The sequence below is a fragment of the Streptomyces sp. NPDC030798 genome, assembly GCF_055572275.1.
Window position 1 is genome coordinate 179,609 of sequence record NZ_JBVIDR010000008.1, and the last position, 14,948, is coordinate 194,556.

A 14,948-nucleotide genomic window follows, 5' to 3' on the forward strand; every position below is an offset into this window, starting at 1 on the left:
CCGGCGCCCGGTGACCGGGCCGGTCGGGCAGACCGGCCGGCGTCGTCACCGGGCCGCGTCGGGCCGCCCGCCGCGGCGCGAGGGGGCCGGTCAGACCGTGCCGCTGGAGGCGATGGTGACCTTCGCGCCGGGCCGCCCGCTGCGGCTGCCGAGGGACTCGATGCGGTCCACGATCTCCTTGCCCTCGACGACCTCGCCGAAGACGACGTGCTTGCCGTCGAGCCAGTCCGTGACGACGGTCGTCACGAAGAACTGCGAGCCATTGGTGTTGGGGCCCGCGTTCGCCATGCTCAGCAGGTACGGACGGTCGTGCTTGAGGGTGAAGTTCTCGTCGGCGAACTTCTCGCCGTAGATGCTCTTGCCACCGGTGCCGTTGCCCGCGGTGAAGTCGCCGCCCTGCAGCATGAACTCGGGGATGATGCGGTGGAAGGAGGAACCTGCGTAACCGAAGCCGTGCTCGCCGGTGGCCAGCTCACGGAAGTTCTTGGTGGTCTTGGGCACCACGTCGTCGAACAGCTTGAAGACGATCCGGCCGGCCGGCTCGTCGTTGATGGTGATGTCGAAGTACACGTTGTCACTCATGGCGATCAACCTACCGTCGAGGGGTGCCACGGCGCGCGGAAGGGTCCCCCTGCGGGGCAGGTGTCGTGCGGAGGACCGGGGGAGGAGCACGGGGTGACCGGTGGCTGGGCGTGGGACGAGACGCTGTTCGCGGGGACGGCCGCCTTCTACCGGCGGGGCAGACTGCCGTACGCCCCCGCTCTGGTGGAGGTCCTCACCGAGGTGCTGGGGCTCGACGGGACCGGGCGGCTGCTGGACGTGGGGTGCGGTCCCGGCACGGTCACCGTGCCCCTCGCGCACCTGTTCCGCGAAGCGGTCGGCGTGGACCCCGATCCCGGGATGCTCGAGGAGGCCGGGCGCCGGGCCGCCGACGCGGGAGTGACCGGGCGGACGCGGTGGGTGCGGATGCGTGCCGAGCACCTTCCGGCCGGGCTCGGCACCTTCACCGTGGCGGTGTTCGCCCAGTCCTTCCACTGGACGGACCGCGACCCTGTGGCGTCCACGGTGCACGGCATGCTCGCGCCCGGCGGGGCGCTGGTGCACCTCTCGGACCTGAAGGGGGAGCGTCGCGGCACCGAGGGGCTGCCGCACCCGGTGCCGCCGTACGCGGCCGTCGACGACCTGGTCGGGAAGTACCTGGGCCCGGTGCGCCGTGCCGGGCGCGGCTGTCTGCCGGACGGCACACCCGGCGGTGAGGCCGCGGTGTTCGCCCGGGCCGGGCTCCGGGGGCCCGAGCGGCATGTCGTCCCCGGTGGACAGGTGCTGGAGCGCGACGAGGACGACATCGTCGCCGGTGTCTTCTCGATGTCCTTCTCGGCTCCCGGTCTGTTCGGCCCGCACCGCGGCGCCTTCGAGTCCGACCTGCGCCGGCTGCTGCGCTCCTGCTCCCCGGCGGGACGGTTCTGCGAACGCGGGCCGAGCACCGAGGTGTTCGTCTGGCGCACGCCTCCCGCCGGGTGAGAGGCGACGCGGTCAGAACACCCACCGCGTATGGCTGTAGACCCCGTTGTCCCGCCCGAAGCCGTAGGCCGTGGCCGGGGCCACCGCGAACACCACCGCGGCGCCCGTGCGGAACGCGTCCCCGATGCCGTGGAAGGTGCCCTCGGGCGAGGTGATGTGCGGCCCGTACTTCGTCTCGTACGCCGCGATCACCTCCTCCAGCAGGGCCGGATCGGCGACGGGTTCGGCCCTGCCCTCGATCACGAGGTCGAGCCCTTCGGCGAGCGCGTTCCCGCCGGTGGTCAGCGCGCAGTGCGCGTTCTCGGCGAGGTTTCTCGCCTTCTGCTCGCCCGGCCCGGTGGAGAAGTACAGCACTCCGCCGTGCCAGGCGGCGATCACGGGCGTGACGTGCAGCCGCCCGTCGGGCCGCACCGTCGACACCCAGAAGATCTCCGCGGCCTCCAGCAGCCGCTGGGCCTCGGTCCACTCGGTGGGGGTGACATCGGCGGCACCCGGTCGGGGCCGGAGCGCGGAGCTGTAACGGGTGTCGAGTTCGGTCGTGGGGTGCTGTGCGGGTCCCTGTGCCGGCATGGCGGGTCTCCTTCCTGGCCTCCCTGTCAACGACCGGCGGCCCGCGCCGGCGTCGCCGCCGCGCCCGGCTGCACCCGTACGGCAGAGCCGTACGGCGACCCCGTGCGCTCAGCCGGCCCTGCGGGCCACCCCGCCGTAGAGGCCGATCGTCTCCGACCCCGGCGGAGGCGGGCCGTCCGGCCGCCAGAACGGGACCTGGGCCTCCGCGGGGGATGCGGCCTGCTGGTGCCGATCTCCCCGGCGCCGAACCCGCCGTCCTGACCCACCCTGCGCTCGTCTCGGCCACCGGCACGGCACCCGTGCCCGGTGGACGACGGCCTCGCACACCAACGCGTGTGTCAGCGCGGGCGGTTGAGTGCCGTGCGCAGGAGCAGCACGGTGACGTCGTCCGTGCACCGGCCGGTCGGCCAGGCGTGCTGCAGCAGGCTGTCGGCGAGGTGCTCGAGATCCTGCTCGTCGCTGTCCGCGAGATGCTTGAGCAGGCCGGAGGTGGCCAGTGCGGAGTCGAGACCGGGCCGTTCCACCAGTCCGTCGGTGTAGAGGGCGAGGACGGCGCCGTCGGGCAGCGTGGTGCTGGTCACGGGGTAGTCGGGGACCGGACCGACGCCCAGCAGCGGACCCGGCTCGACCTCCAGGATCCGTCCGTCGCGGTGCGCCTCGCGCAGCAGCGGGGGCACGTGACCGGCGCTGGCCAGCGTCAGCCGGCCGCGGGCCAGGTCCAGTTGCGCGTACAGGCAGGTGACGAGCAGCTCGCAGTCCAGGTCCGCCAGCAGCCGGTTGGTGCGGGACAGCACCTGGTCCGGCGTCGCCCCGGCACTCGCGTGGGCGTGGATGGCGGTGCGAACCTGCCCGGTGAGCGTCGCCGCGGTGATGCTGTGCCCCTCCACGTCGCCGATGACCGCCGCGACCGTGGTGGCGTCCAGCCGCAGCAGGTCGTAGAAGTCCCCGCTGACGGCCAGCCCGTGAGCGGCCGGCAGATACCGGGCGGCGACCTCCAGCCCGGGCAGCAGCGGCAGGGTGCGCGGCAGCAGGGCCTGCTGGAGTTCCTCGACCAGGCGGTGCTGGGTGTCGTAGAGGCGGGCCCGGTCCAACGCCTGGGCGATCAGGCCGGCCAGCGACGTCAGGACGGCGCGTTCGTCCGCCGTGAACGTGTGCGGATGGTCGTACGACAGGATCCAGCAGCCCACCGGCCGGCCCGTGATGACCAGCGGCAGGAACGCCCAGGCCTGCTTGTCGCTGATCCGGGGCGCCCGCGGATGGCTGCGCGCCAAGTCCTCGGGGTCGGCGAAGAACGCCGGCGTGCCACTGGCCAGGACCGGCCCGGCCGGGGTGACGTCGGTGTCCAGGGGGAGCCCGTCGAGCCGCTCGATGATCTCGTCCCGGTAGCCGAGGTGTCCGGTGATCTTCAGCCGGCCCGCCTCCGCCGCGGACAGCACCATGCCCTGGGCCTGGAAGGCGGGGAGGATCTGGTCCGCGATCAGCGCCACCAGGTCGCGCACGGTGACCGTCTCGGTGAGCGCCGCCGCCAGGTGCACCAACTGGTACAGCCGCCCGGTCGGCGCCGCGGCCGGATGCTGCCCCGTCTGAGCCACCGCGTCCACCGGCCGCTGCCCCACCGGGGTGATCCGGACGCTGATGCCGCTGCTGTCCGGGTGGAGCCGGAAGGTCAGCCACTGGTCGGGCGGCCGCAGCGCGTCGAAGGACAGCGCGGTACGGCTGACGACGGCGGTGCGGTACTGGTCCTCGTAGCCGGGGTCGTCCAGCCAGCTCAGGGCCTGCCAGGGCCGCGCCCCCAGCAGCTGCTCCGCCGGCCGCCCGAGGAGCCGGGCGGCGGTGCTGCTGACGAAGGTGATGCGGCCCTCCAGGTCGAGGGCGACGGCACCCTCGGGCAGACGTTCGACGTAGTCCACGGCGGCCATGCCCGTCTGCGCGGGGTGGCGCACGGTGCCGAGCGGGAAGATCCGCGGCCGCTCCGGCAGGCATGGCGGCCCGGACGACTCGTCCAGCAGCCGGGCCAGCCGGTGGGCGCCGGCCATGATGTGGCTGCGTTCCCGCGGAGACATCTCACGCGCGTGATCGCCGGGCCAGATCAGCACCACGGCCCCCCAGCGCCGGCCCGCCCCGGCCAGCGGGACGGCCGCGAGCGCCAGCTCGTACGGCAGCACGGCCGCGGCCCGCGGATAGCGGCGGCTCATCTCGTCCTGGCCGCCGATCCACACGAGCCGGTCGTCCCGGACCGCGTCGGAGAGCGGCAGCGGCGCGCTGAGCGGCAGGCGCAGCCACGCCTCGAAGAACTCGGCCGGCAGCCCGCTCATCGCCACCAGACGCAGCGTCGGCACCGGTTCCTCGAGCAGGAAGAGCCCGCCCATCGAGGCGCCGGTGCGGCGCATGACATCGGTCAGACCCGCTCCGAGCGCGTGGACCACCGAATCACCGGCATCCGGCAGATCCCCGGGCTCCATGGCGCCCTCCGCTCCCTAGCGGGTCTTCGTCCGGGCTCATGACGCATACGCGCTCCTACCAGGACGATATGCCTGGCAGGGATCACAGCCAACCTCTGCGACCGGGACCCGCCCCCGTGTGGTTCCCGGCCGGCCCGCGCAGGGCGATCGCGCAGCGCTGCGCACCGATCGCGCACCGTACCGGACCCGGATGCCTATGGTGAGGTGTGATCAGCAGCGACACGGAGCCGCCCCGGCGGCGCGAGGGGCGGTTGGGATACAAGGCGGCGGCGGGCGTGTTCGCCGTCGGGATGCTGGGCACCACGCTGCCCACCCCGCTGTACGGCCTGTACCGGCAGCAGCTCGGGTTCTCCGAACTGATCGTCACGGTGGTCTTCGCCGTCTACGCGGTCGGCGTCATCGCCGCCCTGCTGATCGCCGGCGGTTTCTCCGACGTGCTCGGGCGGCGGCCGGTGCTGCTGGCCGCGCTCGTCCTGTCCGCGCTCTCCGCCGTGTGCTTCCTGTGCGAGGGCGGCCTGCCGCTGCTGTACGCCGGCCGGGTCCTGTCGGGCCTGTCGGCGGGCCTGCTGAGCGGCACCGGCACCGCGGCCGTCCTCGACCTGGCCCCGCCCGGTCGGCGCGGCCGGGCGGGACTCGCGGCGACCGCGGCCAACATGGGCGGCCTCGGGCTCGGCCCGCTGATCTCCGGCCTCCTGGCGGAGTACGCGCCCTGGCCGCTCAAGCTTCCGTTCGCCGTCGACCTGGTGCTCCTCGCGCTCGCGGTGGCGGTCGTCCGCCTGCTTCCCGAGACGGTCCGGCACAGCGGCCCCCGGCCGTCGCTGCGCCCGCAGGGCCTGGCGGTTCCGCCGGAGGTGCGCGGGGTGTTCGCGCCGTGCGCGCTGGCCGCCTTCGCCGGCTTCTCCATGCTCGGCCTGTTCACGGCCGTGGCCCCCGCCTTCCTCGCCCGCACGCTGGGGGAGCGCAACCTGGCGGTCGCCGGGGCCGTCGTCTTCACCGTGTTCTGCGCCTCGACCTGCGGACAGCTGCTGATGGCACGGGTCGGTGCCCGCCGGGCGCTGCCGCTGGGCTGCGCGGTGCTCGTCGCCGGGCTGCTGCTCATCGGCGCGTCGCTGTACCTGAAGTCCTTCCCGGTGCTGCTGGCCGGGGCGGCCACCGGCGGCGTCGGGCAGGGGATGGCGTTCCGCGGTGGGCTGACCGAGGTGAGCGGCGCGGCGCCCCCGGAGCACCGGGGCGCCACCATCTCGGCGTTCTTCGTCGTCGCCTACGTGGGCATCTCGCTGCCCGTGGTCGGGGTGGGAGCCATGACGGTGGCGCTGGGGCTGCGTGCCGCCGGGCTGGTGTTCACCGGGTGCGCGGTCCTGCTCGTCGCGGCGGTGGGCGTCCACCTCGGGCGGAACCTGCCCCCGCGGGTCGACTCCCGGGGACCGGGCGTATCTTGATCCCGTAGCGGTCCGCTCCGGCGGACGGCAGCGCTCGCCGCGGGACGGGGGAGACCGCGGCGGTTCGACGCGACGGACGGGGGTCCATGGCAGGCCGTGCCCGGCACCGGTGTGCGCCTCGGCGCGCCTCGGGACCGTACCCGCCTGGCCGTTCGGGCGCCGCGTCGGATCAGGCTCCCCCAGCCGCACTCGCCGTCCGATCTCAAGGAGCCGTGTTGACCACGCCCTCGTCCCGCCCGTCCCGTCCGTCGCGCCGTCATCTCCTGGCGGGGAGCGCCGGCCTGGCGCTCGCCGCGTCCGCCGGCTCGCTCGTGTCCCCGGCCCGCGCCGCCGCGGCCGAAGCCGCGACCGCCGAGCTGTACAAGCTCAAGCCGCCGCACCTGCTGGAGGCCGAGACGCTGGTGGAGTACCTGCGGCTGCGCACCGCCCAGTGGGACCACAACCGGTACAACGTCGAGCAGGCGGACGGGGAGAACCTGGGCAGAACCCAGGTGACCTGGGGCCGGGCCGGACATCCGGAGGAGTTCGAGAACCTCTCCCAGTGCGCCTCGTTCCTGACGGCCCTGCTGGAGCACTCCTACGGCACCGACACCGCGTACGGCTGGGCCACGTCCGCCTACTTCAACCAGTACTTCCCGCCCAAGGACGGCTCGACCCGCACCTCCTCCTACCCCAACGCCGAGGATCTGCAGGCCGGGTTCCTGAACGCCTCGAACGTGCCGCACATCGACCCGGTGACCAAGCCGGTCAACCTGCGCCCGGGCGACATCGTCGCCTGGGACTACGACCCGGCGGTCAAGAGCACCCCGTACACCGGGCACACGGTGATGATCCGCTCCTACCTCGGCACCTTCTCCTCCTCCGTCGACAGCAAGCTCGGCATCACCGGCGTGGTCCCGCACCTCTTCCAGATCGTCGACTGCACCAACAGCCCGCACGGCGGCCCGGACCTGACCAGCCAGACCAGCATCGACCGCTACCGCGCCTATCCCGACAGCCGGGCCGAGATCGCCGACGACAACAGCACGTACACCGAGCACAGCGGCGTCGGATACGGCCACATGATCTTTTACGCCGACCCCGACACGAGCCTCTTCGCCGGGTACCGGTGGAGCGTCAACTCCGCCACGCCGCAGCCGGCGGTCGCCCAGCCGGTCGCCGGGAAGAAGCAGATCGCCGCCGGCCGCGTCAACGCTTTCCTGGTGTAGCCCGCATTCGCCGGAAATTCGCTCGTGCCAACGGGCGGCCGATGAAATGATCTTCTGGAGAGTCACTACGATGTGACGCCAAGACAACCATTCGACCGGCCCGTTCGGTGCGGGCCGGCCGGGGTCGCCGAGTGCCAGGGACCGCTCCCCGGGCTGCGGTGATCTTCCTTCCCAGGAGGACCCTCCCGCATGTTCCGAAGTATTGGCAACGCTGTCGTCCGACATCCGGTCTGGACGATCGTGGCCTGGCTGATCGCCGCGGTGGCGATCGTCGCCACCGCTCCGAGTCTGCCCTCCAACAGTGACGAGAGCAGCTTCCTGCCCAAGAGTTACGAATCCATCCAAGCGGCGGACCTGCAGCAGAAGGCGTTCCCCAGCGCCTTCACCCCGTCCGCGATCGCGCTCTACCAGCGCACCGACGGCGGCAAACTGACCGCCGCCGACCAGAAGGACGTCGCCCGGATCACCGCCGAGCTGGGCAAGAAGCACATCGACCAGGTGCAGAAGGTCGTCCCCGGCCGGCCGTCCAAGGACGGCAGGTACACCATGACCCTGGTCCAGATGGACAGCAAGAACGCCGGCCAGCCCGTACAGGCCGACGCGGCCAAGGTGTTGCGCGACGACGTCAAGCAACTGGCCAAGGGCACGCATCTGGACGTCAAGCTCGGTGGTTCCGCCGCGCAGGCCCTCGACCAGCAGGACTCCTCCAAGCGCGGTCAGGCGCTGATCGGCATCGGCACCTTCGTGATCATCCTGGTGACCCTGCTGATCATCTTCCGGGCGCCGATCCTCGCCTTCCTGCCCCTGGTCCTGATCGGCCTGGTGTCGGCCGTCGCCAACGGGCTGATCGCCTACGCCACCAAGCTGTTCGACCTGCAGGCCAACAGCTCCATCTCGTCGATCCTGATCGTCGTGCTCTTCGGCGTGGGCACGGACTACTTCCTGTTCCTGATGTTCCGTTACCGCGAACGCCTGCGCGCCGGGGACGAACCCAAGCAGGCCATGGTCAACGCGGTCGACCGGGTCGGCGAGGCCATCGCCTCGGCCGCCGGAGCGGTCATCATCGCCTTCCTCGCGCTGGTGCTGTCCACGCTGGGCTTCCTCAAGCAGATGGGACCGGCGCTCGCCATCGCGGTCGGCGCCACCCTGGTCGCGGGCCTGACCCTGATCCCCGCCGTGGTCTCGCTCATCGGCCCCAAGGTGTTCTGGCCCTCCAAGTCCTGGCAGCGGGAACCGGCCAACGCCCGGTTCGCCGCCCTCGGGCGTGGTGTGCAGCGCCGCCCGGCGCTCACGGCGATCCTGTCCGGCCTCGTCCTGGTCGTGCTGTCGCTCGGCACGCTCGGCTTCAACGCCACCTTCGACCTGGCCTCCGGCTCCATGCCGAAGACCAAGGAGTCCATGGTCGTCCAGGACGAGATGCAGAAGGCGTACTCGGCGGGCGCCGCCGCGCCCACCGACGTCTACCTCTCCAGCACCGACGGCAAGCCACTGGACAAGGCCGCCTTCGACGCGTACGCGAAGAAGCTCGGCGCCGTCGACGGTGTGGCGAGCGCCCGCCTGGCCCAGGTCAACAAGGCGGGCACCACCGCCGACTTCACCGTCACGCTGAAGTACGAGGCCTCGACCGACAAGGCCCTCGACATCGTGGGCCAGGTCCGCGACGTGGCCCACTCCGACGCACCCGAGGGCACCGAGGCCCTCGTCGGCGGCATGTCCTCGATCTTCAAGGACATCGACGCCGCGGTGAACCACGACTACCGCACGGTGTTCCCGGTGGCCGCCCTCCTGATCATGGTCATCCTCGGTCTGCTGCTGCGCAGCGTGGTCGCCCCCTGGTACCTGATCGCCTCGGTCGGCCTCGGCTTCGGCGCCACCCTCGGTGCCACGGTCTGGATCTTCCAGGAGGCCCAGGGCCACTCCGGCCTGATGTTCATGCTCCCGGTGATCATGTATCTGTTCGTGGTCGCGATCGGCACGGACTACAACATCCTCATGATCGCCCGCCTGCGCGAGGAGGCCCGCGAGGGCCGCGAACCCCGCGAGGCGGCCGGCATGGCCCTCCGGCACGCCGGACCGACCGTGGCCGCGGCCGGGTTCATCCTGGCGGCGACCTTCGCGACGATGATGCTGGCGGGCAACTCGCTGCTGTCGGAGATGGGCTTCGCCGTCTCCTTCGGCATCGCGGTCGCCGCCTTCGTCATGGCGATGTTCTTCACGCCGAGCCTCACCGCGCTGATCGGCCACGCGGCCTGGTGGCCGGGACACGGAGACCGGGCGACCGGTACCGGACCGGGCGCCGGCACCACCGCTTCCGGCCCGGCGGCCGGCGGCGAGGACGAGGACGCGGTCAGCCACGACCCGGCGGGCCGCCGCAGCTAGGGTCTTTCGTTTGGATCAGGCCGGATCAGGGAGCGGGGTCTGGTGCCGTGCATCGCAAGGCGGAGGAGGGCGACATGGCGGAGCCATGGCAACCGACGACAACGCCGCGAGGCGCGGTGCCAGGGTCCGCGAGCCCGGCAAGATCCAAACGAGAGGCCCTAGGGGCCACCGGGACAGGGACAGCCCTGCCGGACCGTCAGCGGTCCGGCAGGGCTTTTCCGTCCACTGTGCCGGCATGCCCCGCGTGGCTCCGGGTAGGCGGGCGGAGAACGCGTGCCACATCCAGGAGGGGAACAGCATGACGGCGGTCACCACGGCCACGACTCGGACCCACGCAGCCGGACTGCCGGAGCTTGCCGACCCCGCGAGCGTCGCGCCCCAGGACGCCCGGCAGTTGTCGAAGGTGTTCTTCGACCGGCTGGCGACGCTGGAGGAGGGCACGCCCGAGCACCAGTACGCCCGCAACACGCTGATCGAGATGAACATGTCCCTGGTCCGCTTTGCGGCGGCCCGGTTCCGCAGCCGGGGCCCCGAGGAGATGGAGGACATCGTCCAGGTCGGCATGATCGGGCTGATCAAGGCGATCGACCGGTTCGAGCTGTCCCGGGAGGTGGAGTTCACCTCCTTCGCCGTGCCGTACATCGTCGGCGAGATCAAGCGCTTCTTCCGCGACACCTCCTGGGCCGTCCACGTGCCACGCCGCCTGCAGGAGGCCCGAGTCCAGCTGGCGCGGGCGACCGAGGAACTCCGCAGCCGCCTCGGCCGCACCCCCACGGTCAAGGAGCTGTCGGAGCTGATGTGCCTGTCCGAGGAGGAGGTCATCGAGGCCCGCCTCGCGGCCAACGGCTACAACTCCGCCTCCCTGGACGCCACCATCAACGGCAGCGAGGAGGGCGAGGCCGCGCTCGCCGACTTCATCGGCACGGACGACGCGGCCCTGGAACTGGTCGACGACTTCCACGCCCTGGCCCCGATGATCACCGAACTCGACGACCGGGACCGGCTGATCCTGCACCTGCGCTTCGTCGAGGAACTGACCCAGGCGCAGATAGGCGAGCGGCTCGGCGTCTCCCAGATGCATGTCTCCCGCCTGCTCTCCCGGGTCCTCAAGCGCCTGCGGGAAGGTTTGCTGGCCACCGGCTGACGCCCTCCTCGGCGCAGCGGGCGGAACCTCAGGCGGGCTCGCCCCGCCAGCCGCCGTCCCGCTGGGCCCAGCGCACGGCGGGCGCCACCGCGAGACCGGCCAGGGCGAACACCATGCCGAGCACCGCCCAGCCGAGCGCGCCGTGCGCGATGGCGGTGACCGTGACCAGCGCCGGTCCCGCCATCATCCCCGCCGACATGCCCGCGCCGAACACCCCCTGGTAGACCCCGTGCGCGCGGGCGTCGGCGAGCTCGTACCCGAGGGTCCAGCCACCGGCCGCCGACAGCACCTCGGCGAAGACCTGCACCACCGCGCCGGCGGTCAGCGCCAGCACCGCCCACACGGGTGACAGGCCCGCGGACAGCGCGTACACCGCGCAGGACACCGCGAGCAGCAGCCCCGCCCACCCCATCGCCCGCACGGCGCTCGGCACCTGGGAGGCGCGGCGGGCGACCCGGACCTGCAGCAGCGCCACCAGCACGCAGTTGACGATCATCAGCAGGGCCGCCGTCCAGCGCGGCGCCCCGGTCCGCTCCACGATCCACAGCGGCAGCCCGACCTCCGACAGCGTGTACTGCACGACCAGCACCGCGTTCAGCACCGTCACCGCCAGGAACGGCAGATCACGCACCGCCCGCCAGCGGTCGGCGGCCGGGGCGCCGGCGTCCGCGAGCGCGCGCTCCCGCGCGTGGGCCGCCAGCGGCAGCCGCGGCACCAGGAGGGCGGGACCCGCGAACGACAGCGCGTTGAGCAGGATCACCGTCAGATACGCGCCCCGCGTGTCCAGTTGCAGCGCCACCGCGCCCAGCGCGCCGCCCAGGCCCATCCCGATGTTCGTCACCATCCGCAGATAGGCCCGCGCCTCCACCCGTGTCGCCGCCGGCAGCACATCGGCGTACAGCGCGCCCTGCACCCCGCGGCTCGCCATCTGCAGCCCCGTCGCGCAGATCACCGCGACGAGGAAGCCGGCGTAGGAGTGCACCAGGGTGTACGCGGCCGTCGCGACCCCCGTGCCGCCCCACAGCAGCGCTCCGACCCGGCGGGCGCCCCACCGGTCCGCGGCCCGCCCGGCGGGCACCCCGGCGGCCACGCCGACCAGTCCCGCGACGGTCAGGCCGAGGCCCACCGCGGTCGTGTCCAGGCCGACGATGCGGGTGAAGTACAGGACGCCGAGCGGAAAGTACAGGCCGTTGCCGAGGGAGTTGACGGCGGTCAGCACCGTGGCGAGGCGCAGCACCGGATCGGCGGGCAACAGCCCGCCCGCGCGGGTGGCGCGGTCCGGTCCTGCACTGCCGTGCTGGTCGGGGGCGGGCGGCGAGACGGGTGTCGTGGTCATGCCCGACAGCCAACTCGCTCTTCTCCCGCGGACGACAATGATTTAGCGTGTCGCTCAATGATCGAGTTCAGGCTCGCCGTCGGCGACCTCGCCACCACGTCCTTCGCGTACTCGCCGCTGCAGGAGGCGGTGTTCTCGCTGCGCTGCCTGCACGACCCGGCCCGTTATCCGCACCACCGGCCCTGGCTGCGCCGGATCCGGCCGCGCCTGGAGGCCCTGGACCGCGAGCTGCTCGCCGCGCTCGTCGCCCCCTGGCTGTGGGTGCCCGACTTCCTCACCCCGCGCCCGTCCCGGGCCCGGCCGGCCTTCGCCGACGAACTCGCGGAGGTGCGCCGCACCCCGCCGGGTCTCGTCGTCGCCGACTTCCGCGCCACCTACCGCACCCGCGACGCGCTCCCGCCGGTCGTCGCGCGCGGCATCGCCGACCCCGAGGCCTTCCTCGTCCGGCTCGCCGACGCGCTGGAGGCCTACTGGCACACCTGCCTCAGCGACGGATGGTGGCCACGCGTGCAGAGCATCCTGGAGGCCGATCTCGCCCACCAGGCACGGGTGCTGGCGGAACAGGGGGCCGCGGCGCTGTTCGCCGGGCTGGACCCGCGGCTGGTGTGGACCGGCGACCAGTTGCGGCTGGAGCGGCACGGCGACACGGCCCCCTGGCCGGTCGCCGACATCCGCGTCGCGGGGCGCGGCCTGGTCCTCATGCCCACCCTGTTCGCCCGCGGCGCCCAGACGGTGATCGATCCGTCCCGCCCGCCGACGCTCATCTACCCGGCCCGAGGCCGCGGCACCCTCTCCGAGGCCCCGCCCCCGGTCACCGACCTCGCCCTGGTACGACTCCTCGGCCGCCCCCGCGCCCGGTTGCTGAGCCTCCTCGCCGAACCGGCCTCCACCACCGAACTCGCCCACCGCCTGGACGTCACCCCCGGCGCGGTCAGTCAGCACCTGGCCGTCCTCTACGACGCGGGCCTGCTCAGCCGCACCCGCACCGGCCGCACGGTTCGCTACGGCCGAACCGCTTTGGGCGACGAACTCTGCCGCTAGGGGCCTGTCTCGCCCCCCCGGCTGTGATGTTCATCCTTGCGACGCCCGGTCGATGCGGCCAGCCTCTCGTCGAACGAGTTCCCGAAGAACTGTTATCCGGCGCTCACCGGGCGGTCTCCCAGGTGTCGGACAGCACCGTTCGGCATCGACGACAGGGAAGCTTGAGATGAGGACCCAGCACACGATGGACCCGGCGGCACTGGTGACCGCTGCCCGAGGAGGCGACCCGCAGGCCCAGGACGCACTGGTCAGCGCCTACCTCCCGCTGGTCTACAACATCGTGGGACGTGCTCTGAACGGCTCGGTCGACGTCGACGACGTCGTCCAGGAGACCATGCTCCGGGCCCTGGACGGCCTGAGCGGCCTGCGCAGTCCCGAGAGCTTCCGGTCCTGGCTCGTGGCCATCGCCATGAACCAGGTCCGCGCGCACTGGCAGGACCGCCAGTTCGCCCCGGGCGGCGTGGAGGAGGCCGAGGAACTCGCCGACCCCGGCGCCGACTTCGTGGACCTGACCATGGTGCAGCTCCAGCTCTCCGGCCAGCGCCAGGAGACGGCCCGCGCGACCCGCTGGCTGGAGCCGGACGACCGGGGGCTGCTGTCGCTGTGGTGGCTGGAGTGCGCCGGCGAGCTGACCCGGGGTGAGGTCGCCGCCGCCCTGGAGCTGTCGCCGCAGCACACGGCGGTCCGGGTGCAGCGGATGAAGGCGCAACTGGAGGCGGCCCGCGTGGTGGTGCGCGCGCTCGACGCGCAACCGCCGTGCGAGGAACTGCGCGGTGCGCTGCTGTCCTGGGACGGCCGGCCCTCGGCGCTGTGGCGCAAGCGGATAGCCCGCCACGCCCGCGGCTGCGGGCGCTGCTCCGGCCTGTGGAGCGGCCTCATGCCGGCGGAGGGCCTGCTGGCCGGTCTCGCCCTGGTCGCCGTGTCACCCGCGCTGCTCGCCAAGGCGGGCTGGGCCGCCGGCCGCACCGCCCCGGTGGGCTCGGCGTCGGACCTCGCCGCGCACCACGCCGAGGGCGGCCCTGGGCCACACCACGCCGAAGGGAGTCCCGCGACCGGTCATCGCGCTCCCCGCGGCCGTTCGGCCACCCGCGGCCAGGCCCGGCGGCGCCGGCGGGCACGGCGCCGGGCGGTCGGCGGCGCCGTCGTGGTGGCCTGCGTCGCGGGCGGCGGCCTCTGGTACGCCGGCACGGACTCCGGGACGGGCACCGACGGGTCGGCCACCGCGCGCACCGCGGGCGACCCCGTCGTGGACCTCGCCGCGCCCGGCACAGCGCAGACCTCGCCGTCGGCCCCGGCCTCGCCCGCCCCGTCCACGCCGGCACCGAAGAAGACGGCCACCGTCAAGACCTCCCACCCCCCGAAAAAGACCGCACCGGCGCCCGAGAAGCACTCCGCCCGGCCGGCTCCACCGCCCACCGGCACGGCGCCGCTGAGCGCGACCGCCCCCTCGGACACGGTCTCCCAGGTGGTCGCCCTGGTGAACAAGGAGCGCGCCGCCGCCGGCTGCGGACCGCTCACGGAGGATCCGCAACTGGAGAAGGCCGCGCAGGACCACTCCGACGACATGGCCGCCCGCAACTTCTTCGACCACACCAACCCGGACGGCGCCGATCCCGGACAGCGCATCACCGCCGCGGGCTACCGCTGGTCGACCTACGGGGAGAACATCGCCCAGGGCCAGCAGACCCCGCAGGCCGTGATGGACTCCTGGATGCACAGCCCCGGCCACCGCGCCAACATCCTCAACTGCTCCTTCAAGGACATCGGCGTGGGCGTCCACCCGGGCACGGGCGGCCCGTGGTGGACCCAGGACTTCGGCGCCAAGCTCTGAGAGCGGGGGCCGCCCCG

At 72.9% G+C, this 14,948-nt stretch carries 11 protein-coding genes; 7 read left to right on the top strand and 4 right to left on the bottom strand.

The features are described 5' to 3' along the window. Positions 1-90 precede the first annotated feature (90 nt). The gene (locus tag ACZ404_RS20065) at positions 91-582 is read right to left on the bottom strand and encodes a peptidylprolyl isomerase (RefSeq protein WP_468441680.1); all 492 of its coding nucleotides are present in this window, start codon (positions 580-582) and stop codon (positions 91-93) included. A 93-nt stretch (positions 583-675) separates the two neighbouring features. Here ACZ404_RS20065 and ACZ404_RS20070 point away from each other — a divergent pair, with 93 nt between their 5' ends. Beyond that, entirely contained in the window at positions 676-1,521 is an 846-nt protein-coding gene (locus tag ACZ404_RS20070) for a class I SAM-dependent methyltransferase (RefSeq protein WP_468441682.1), read from the top strand. Between the two features lie 12 nt (positions 1,522-1,533). On the opposite strand, the gene ACZ404_RS20075 is transcribed toward ACZ404_RS20070, so the two are convergent. Continuing rightward, positions 1,534-2,091, bottom strand: a complete 558-nt coding sequence (locus ACZ404_RS20075) for a pyridoxamine 5'-phosphate oxidase family protein (RefSeq protein WP_468441684.1) — start codon at positions 2,089-2,091, stop codon at positions 1,534-1,536. Positions 2,092-2,429: 338 nt separating this feature from the next. Further along, positions 2,430-4,553: a SpoIIE family protein phosphatase gene (locus tag ACZ404_RS20080; protein WP_468441685.1), complete on the bottom strand. Its 2,124-nt coding sequence runs from the start codon at positions 4,551-4,553 to the stop codon at positions 2,430-2,432. Between the two features lie 209 nt (positions 4,554-4,762). On the opposite strand from ACZ404_RS20080, the gene ACZ404_RS20085 reads away from it, so the two are divergent. From ACZ404_RS20085 to ACZ404_RS20100, 4 genes are all read left to right on the top strand, one after another. Then, positions 4,763-5,992 (top strand): MFS transporter, encoded by a 1,230-nt coding sequence (locus ACZ404_RS20085; protein ID WP_468442018.1) that lies wholly within the window; start codon positions 4,763-4,765, stop codon positions 5,990-5,992. A 215-nt stretch (positions 5,993-6,207) separates the two neighbouring features. Continuing rightward, positions 6,208-7,200 carry a hypothetical protein gene (locus ACZ404_RS20090; RefSeq protein ID WP_468441687.1) on the top strand — a complete coding sequence of 331 codons (993 nt, stop codon included), beginning with the start codon at positions 6,208-6,210 and terminating at the stop codon, positions 7,198-7,200. 189 nt (positions 7,201-7,389) lie between these two features. After that, the gene (locus tag ACZ404_RS20095) at positions 7,390-9,579 is read left to right on the top strand and encodes an MMPL family transporter (protein ID WP_468441689.1); all 2,190 of its coding nucleotides are present in this window, start codon (positions 7,390-7,392) and stop codon (positions 9,577-9,579) included. Positions 9,580-9,877: 298 nt separating this feature from the next. Continuing rightward, positions 9,878-10,723 (top strand): RNA polymerase sigma factor SigF, encoded by an 846-nt coding sequence (locus ACZ404_RS20100; RefSeq protein WP_468441691.1) that lies wholly within the window; start codon positions 9,878-9,880, stop codon positions 10,721-10,723. 28 nt (positions 10,724-10,751) lie between these two features. On the opposite strand, the gene ACZ404_RS20105 is transcribed toward ACZ404_RS20100, so the two are convergent. Beyond that, the gene (locus ACZ404_RS20105) at positions 10,752-12,059 is read right to left on the bottom strand and encodes an MFS transporter (RefSeq protein WP_468441692.1); all 1,308 of its coding nucleotides are present in this window, start codon (positions 12,057-12,059) and stop codon (positions 10,752-10,754) included. Positions 12,060-12,116: 57 nt separating this feature from the next. Between ACZ404_RS20105 and ACZ404_RS20110 the strand changes: the two genes are divergently transcribed. After that, on the top strand, positions 12,117-13,100 hold the full coding sequence (locus ACZ404_RS20110) for an ArsR/SmtB family transcription factor (protein WP_468441694.1): 984 nt from the start codon (positions 12,117-12,119) through the stop codon (positions 13,098-13,100). Between the two features lie 166 nt (positions 13,101-13,266). Next, the gene (locus ACZ404_RS20115) at positions 13,267-14,931 is read left to right on the top strand and encodes a sigma-70 family RNA polymerase sigma factor (protein ID WP_468441696.1); all 1,665 of its coding nucleotides are present in this window, start codon (positions 13,267-13,269) and stop codon (positions 14,929-14,931) included. Positions 14,932-14,948: the final 17 nt, after the last annotated feature.

Coding starts and splice junctions, on each gene's coding strand:
- ACZ404_RS20065 (WP_468441680.1), bottom strand. CDS start 582: ATGAGTGACAACGTGTACTTCGACATCACCATCAACGACGAGCCGGCC.
- ACZ404_RS20075 (WP_468441684.1), bottom strand. CDS start 2,091: ATGCCGGCACAGGGACCCGCACAGCACCCCACGACCGAACTCGACACC.
- ACZ404_RS20100 (WP_468441691.1), top strand. CDS start 9,878: ATGACGGCGGTCACCACGGCCACGACTCGGACCCACGCAGCCGGACTG.
- ACZ404_RS20080 (WP_468441685.1), bottom strand. CDS start 4,553: ATGGAGCCCGGGGATCTGCCGGATGCCGGTGATTCGGTGGTCCACGCG.
- ACZ404_RS20095 (WP_468441689.1), top strand. CDS start 7,390: ATGTTCCGAAGTATTGGCAACGCTGTCGTCCGACATCCGGTCTGGACG.
- ACZ404_RS20105 (WP_468441692.1), bottom strand. CDS start 12,059: ATGACCACGACACCCGTCTCGCCGCCCGCCCCCGACCAGCACGGCAGT.
- ACZ404_RS20115 (WP_468441696.1), top strand. CDS start 13,267: ATGAGGACCCAGCACACGATGGACCCGGCGGCACTGGTGACCGCTGCC.
- ACZ404_RS20110 (WP_468441694.1), top strand. CDS start 12,117: ATGATCGAGTTCAGGCTCGCCGTCGGCGACCTCGCCACCACGTCCTTC.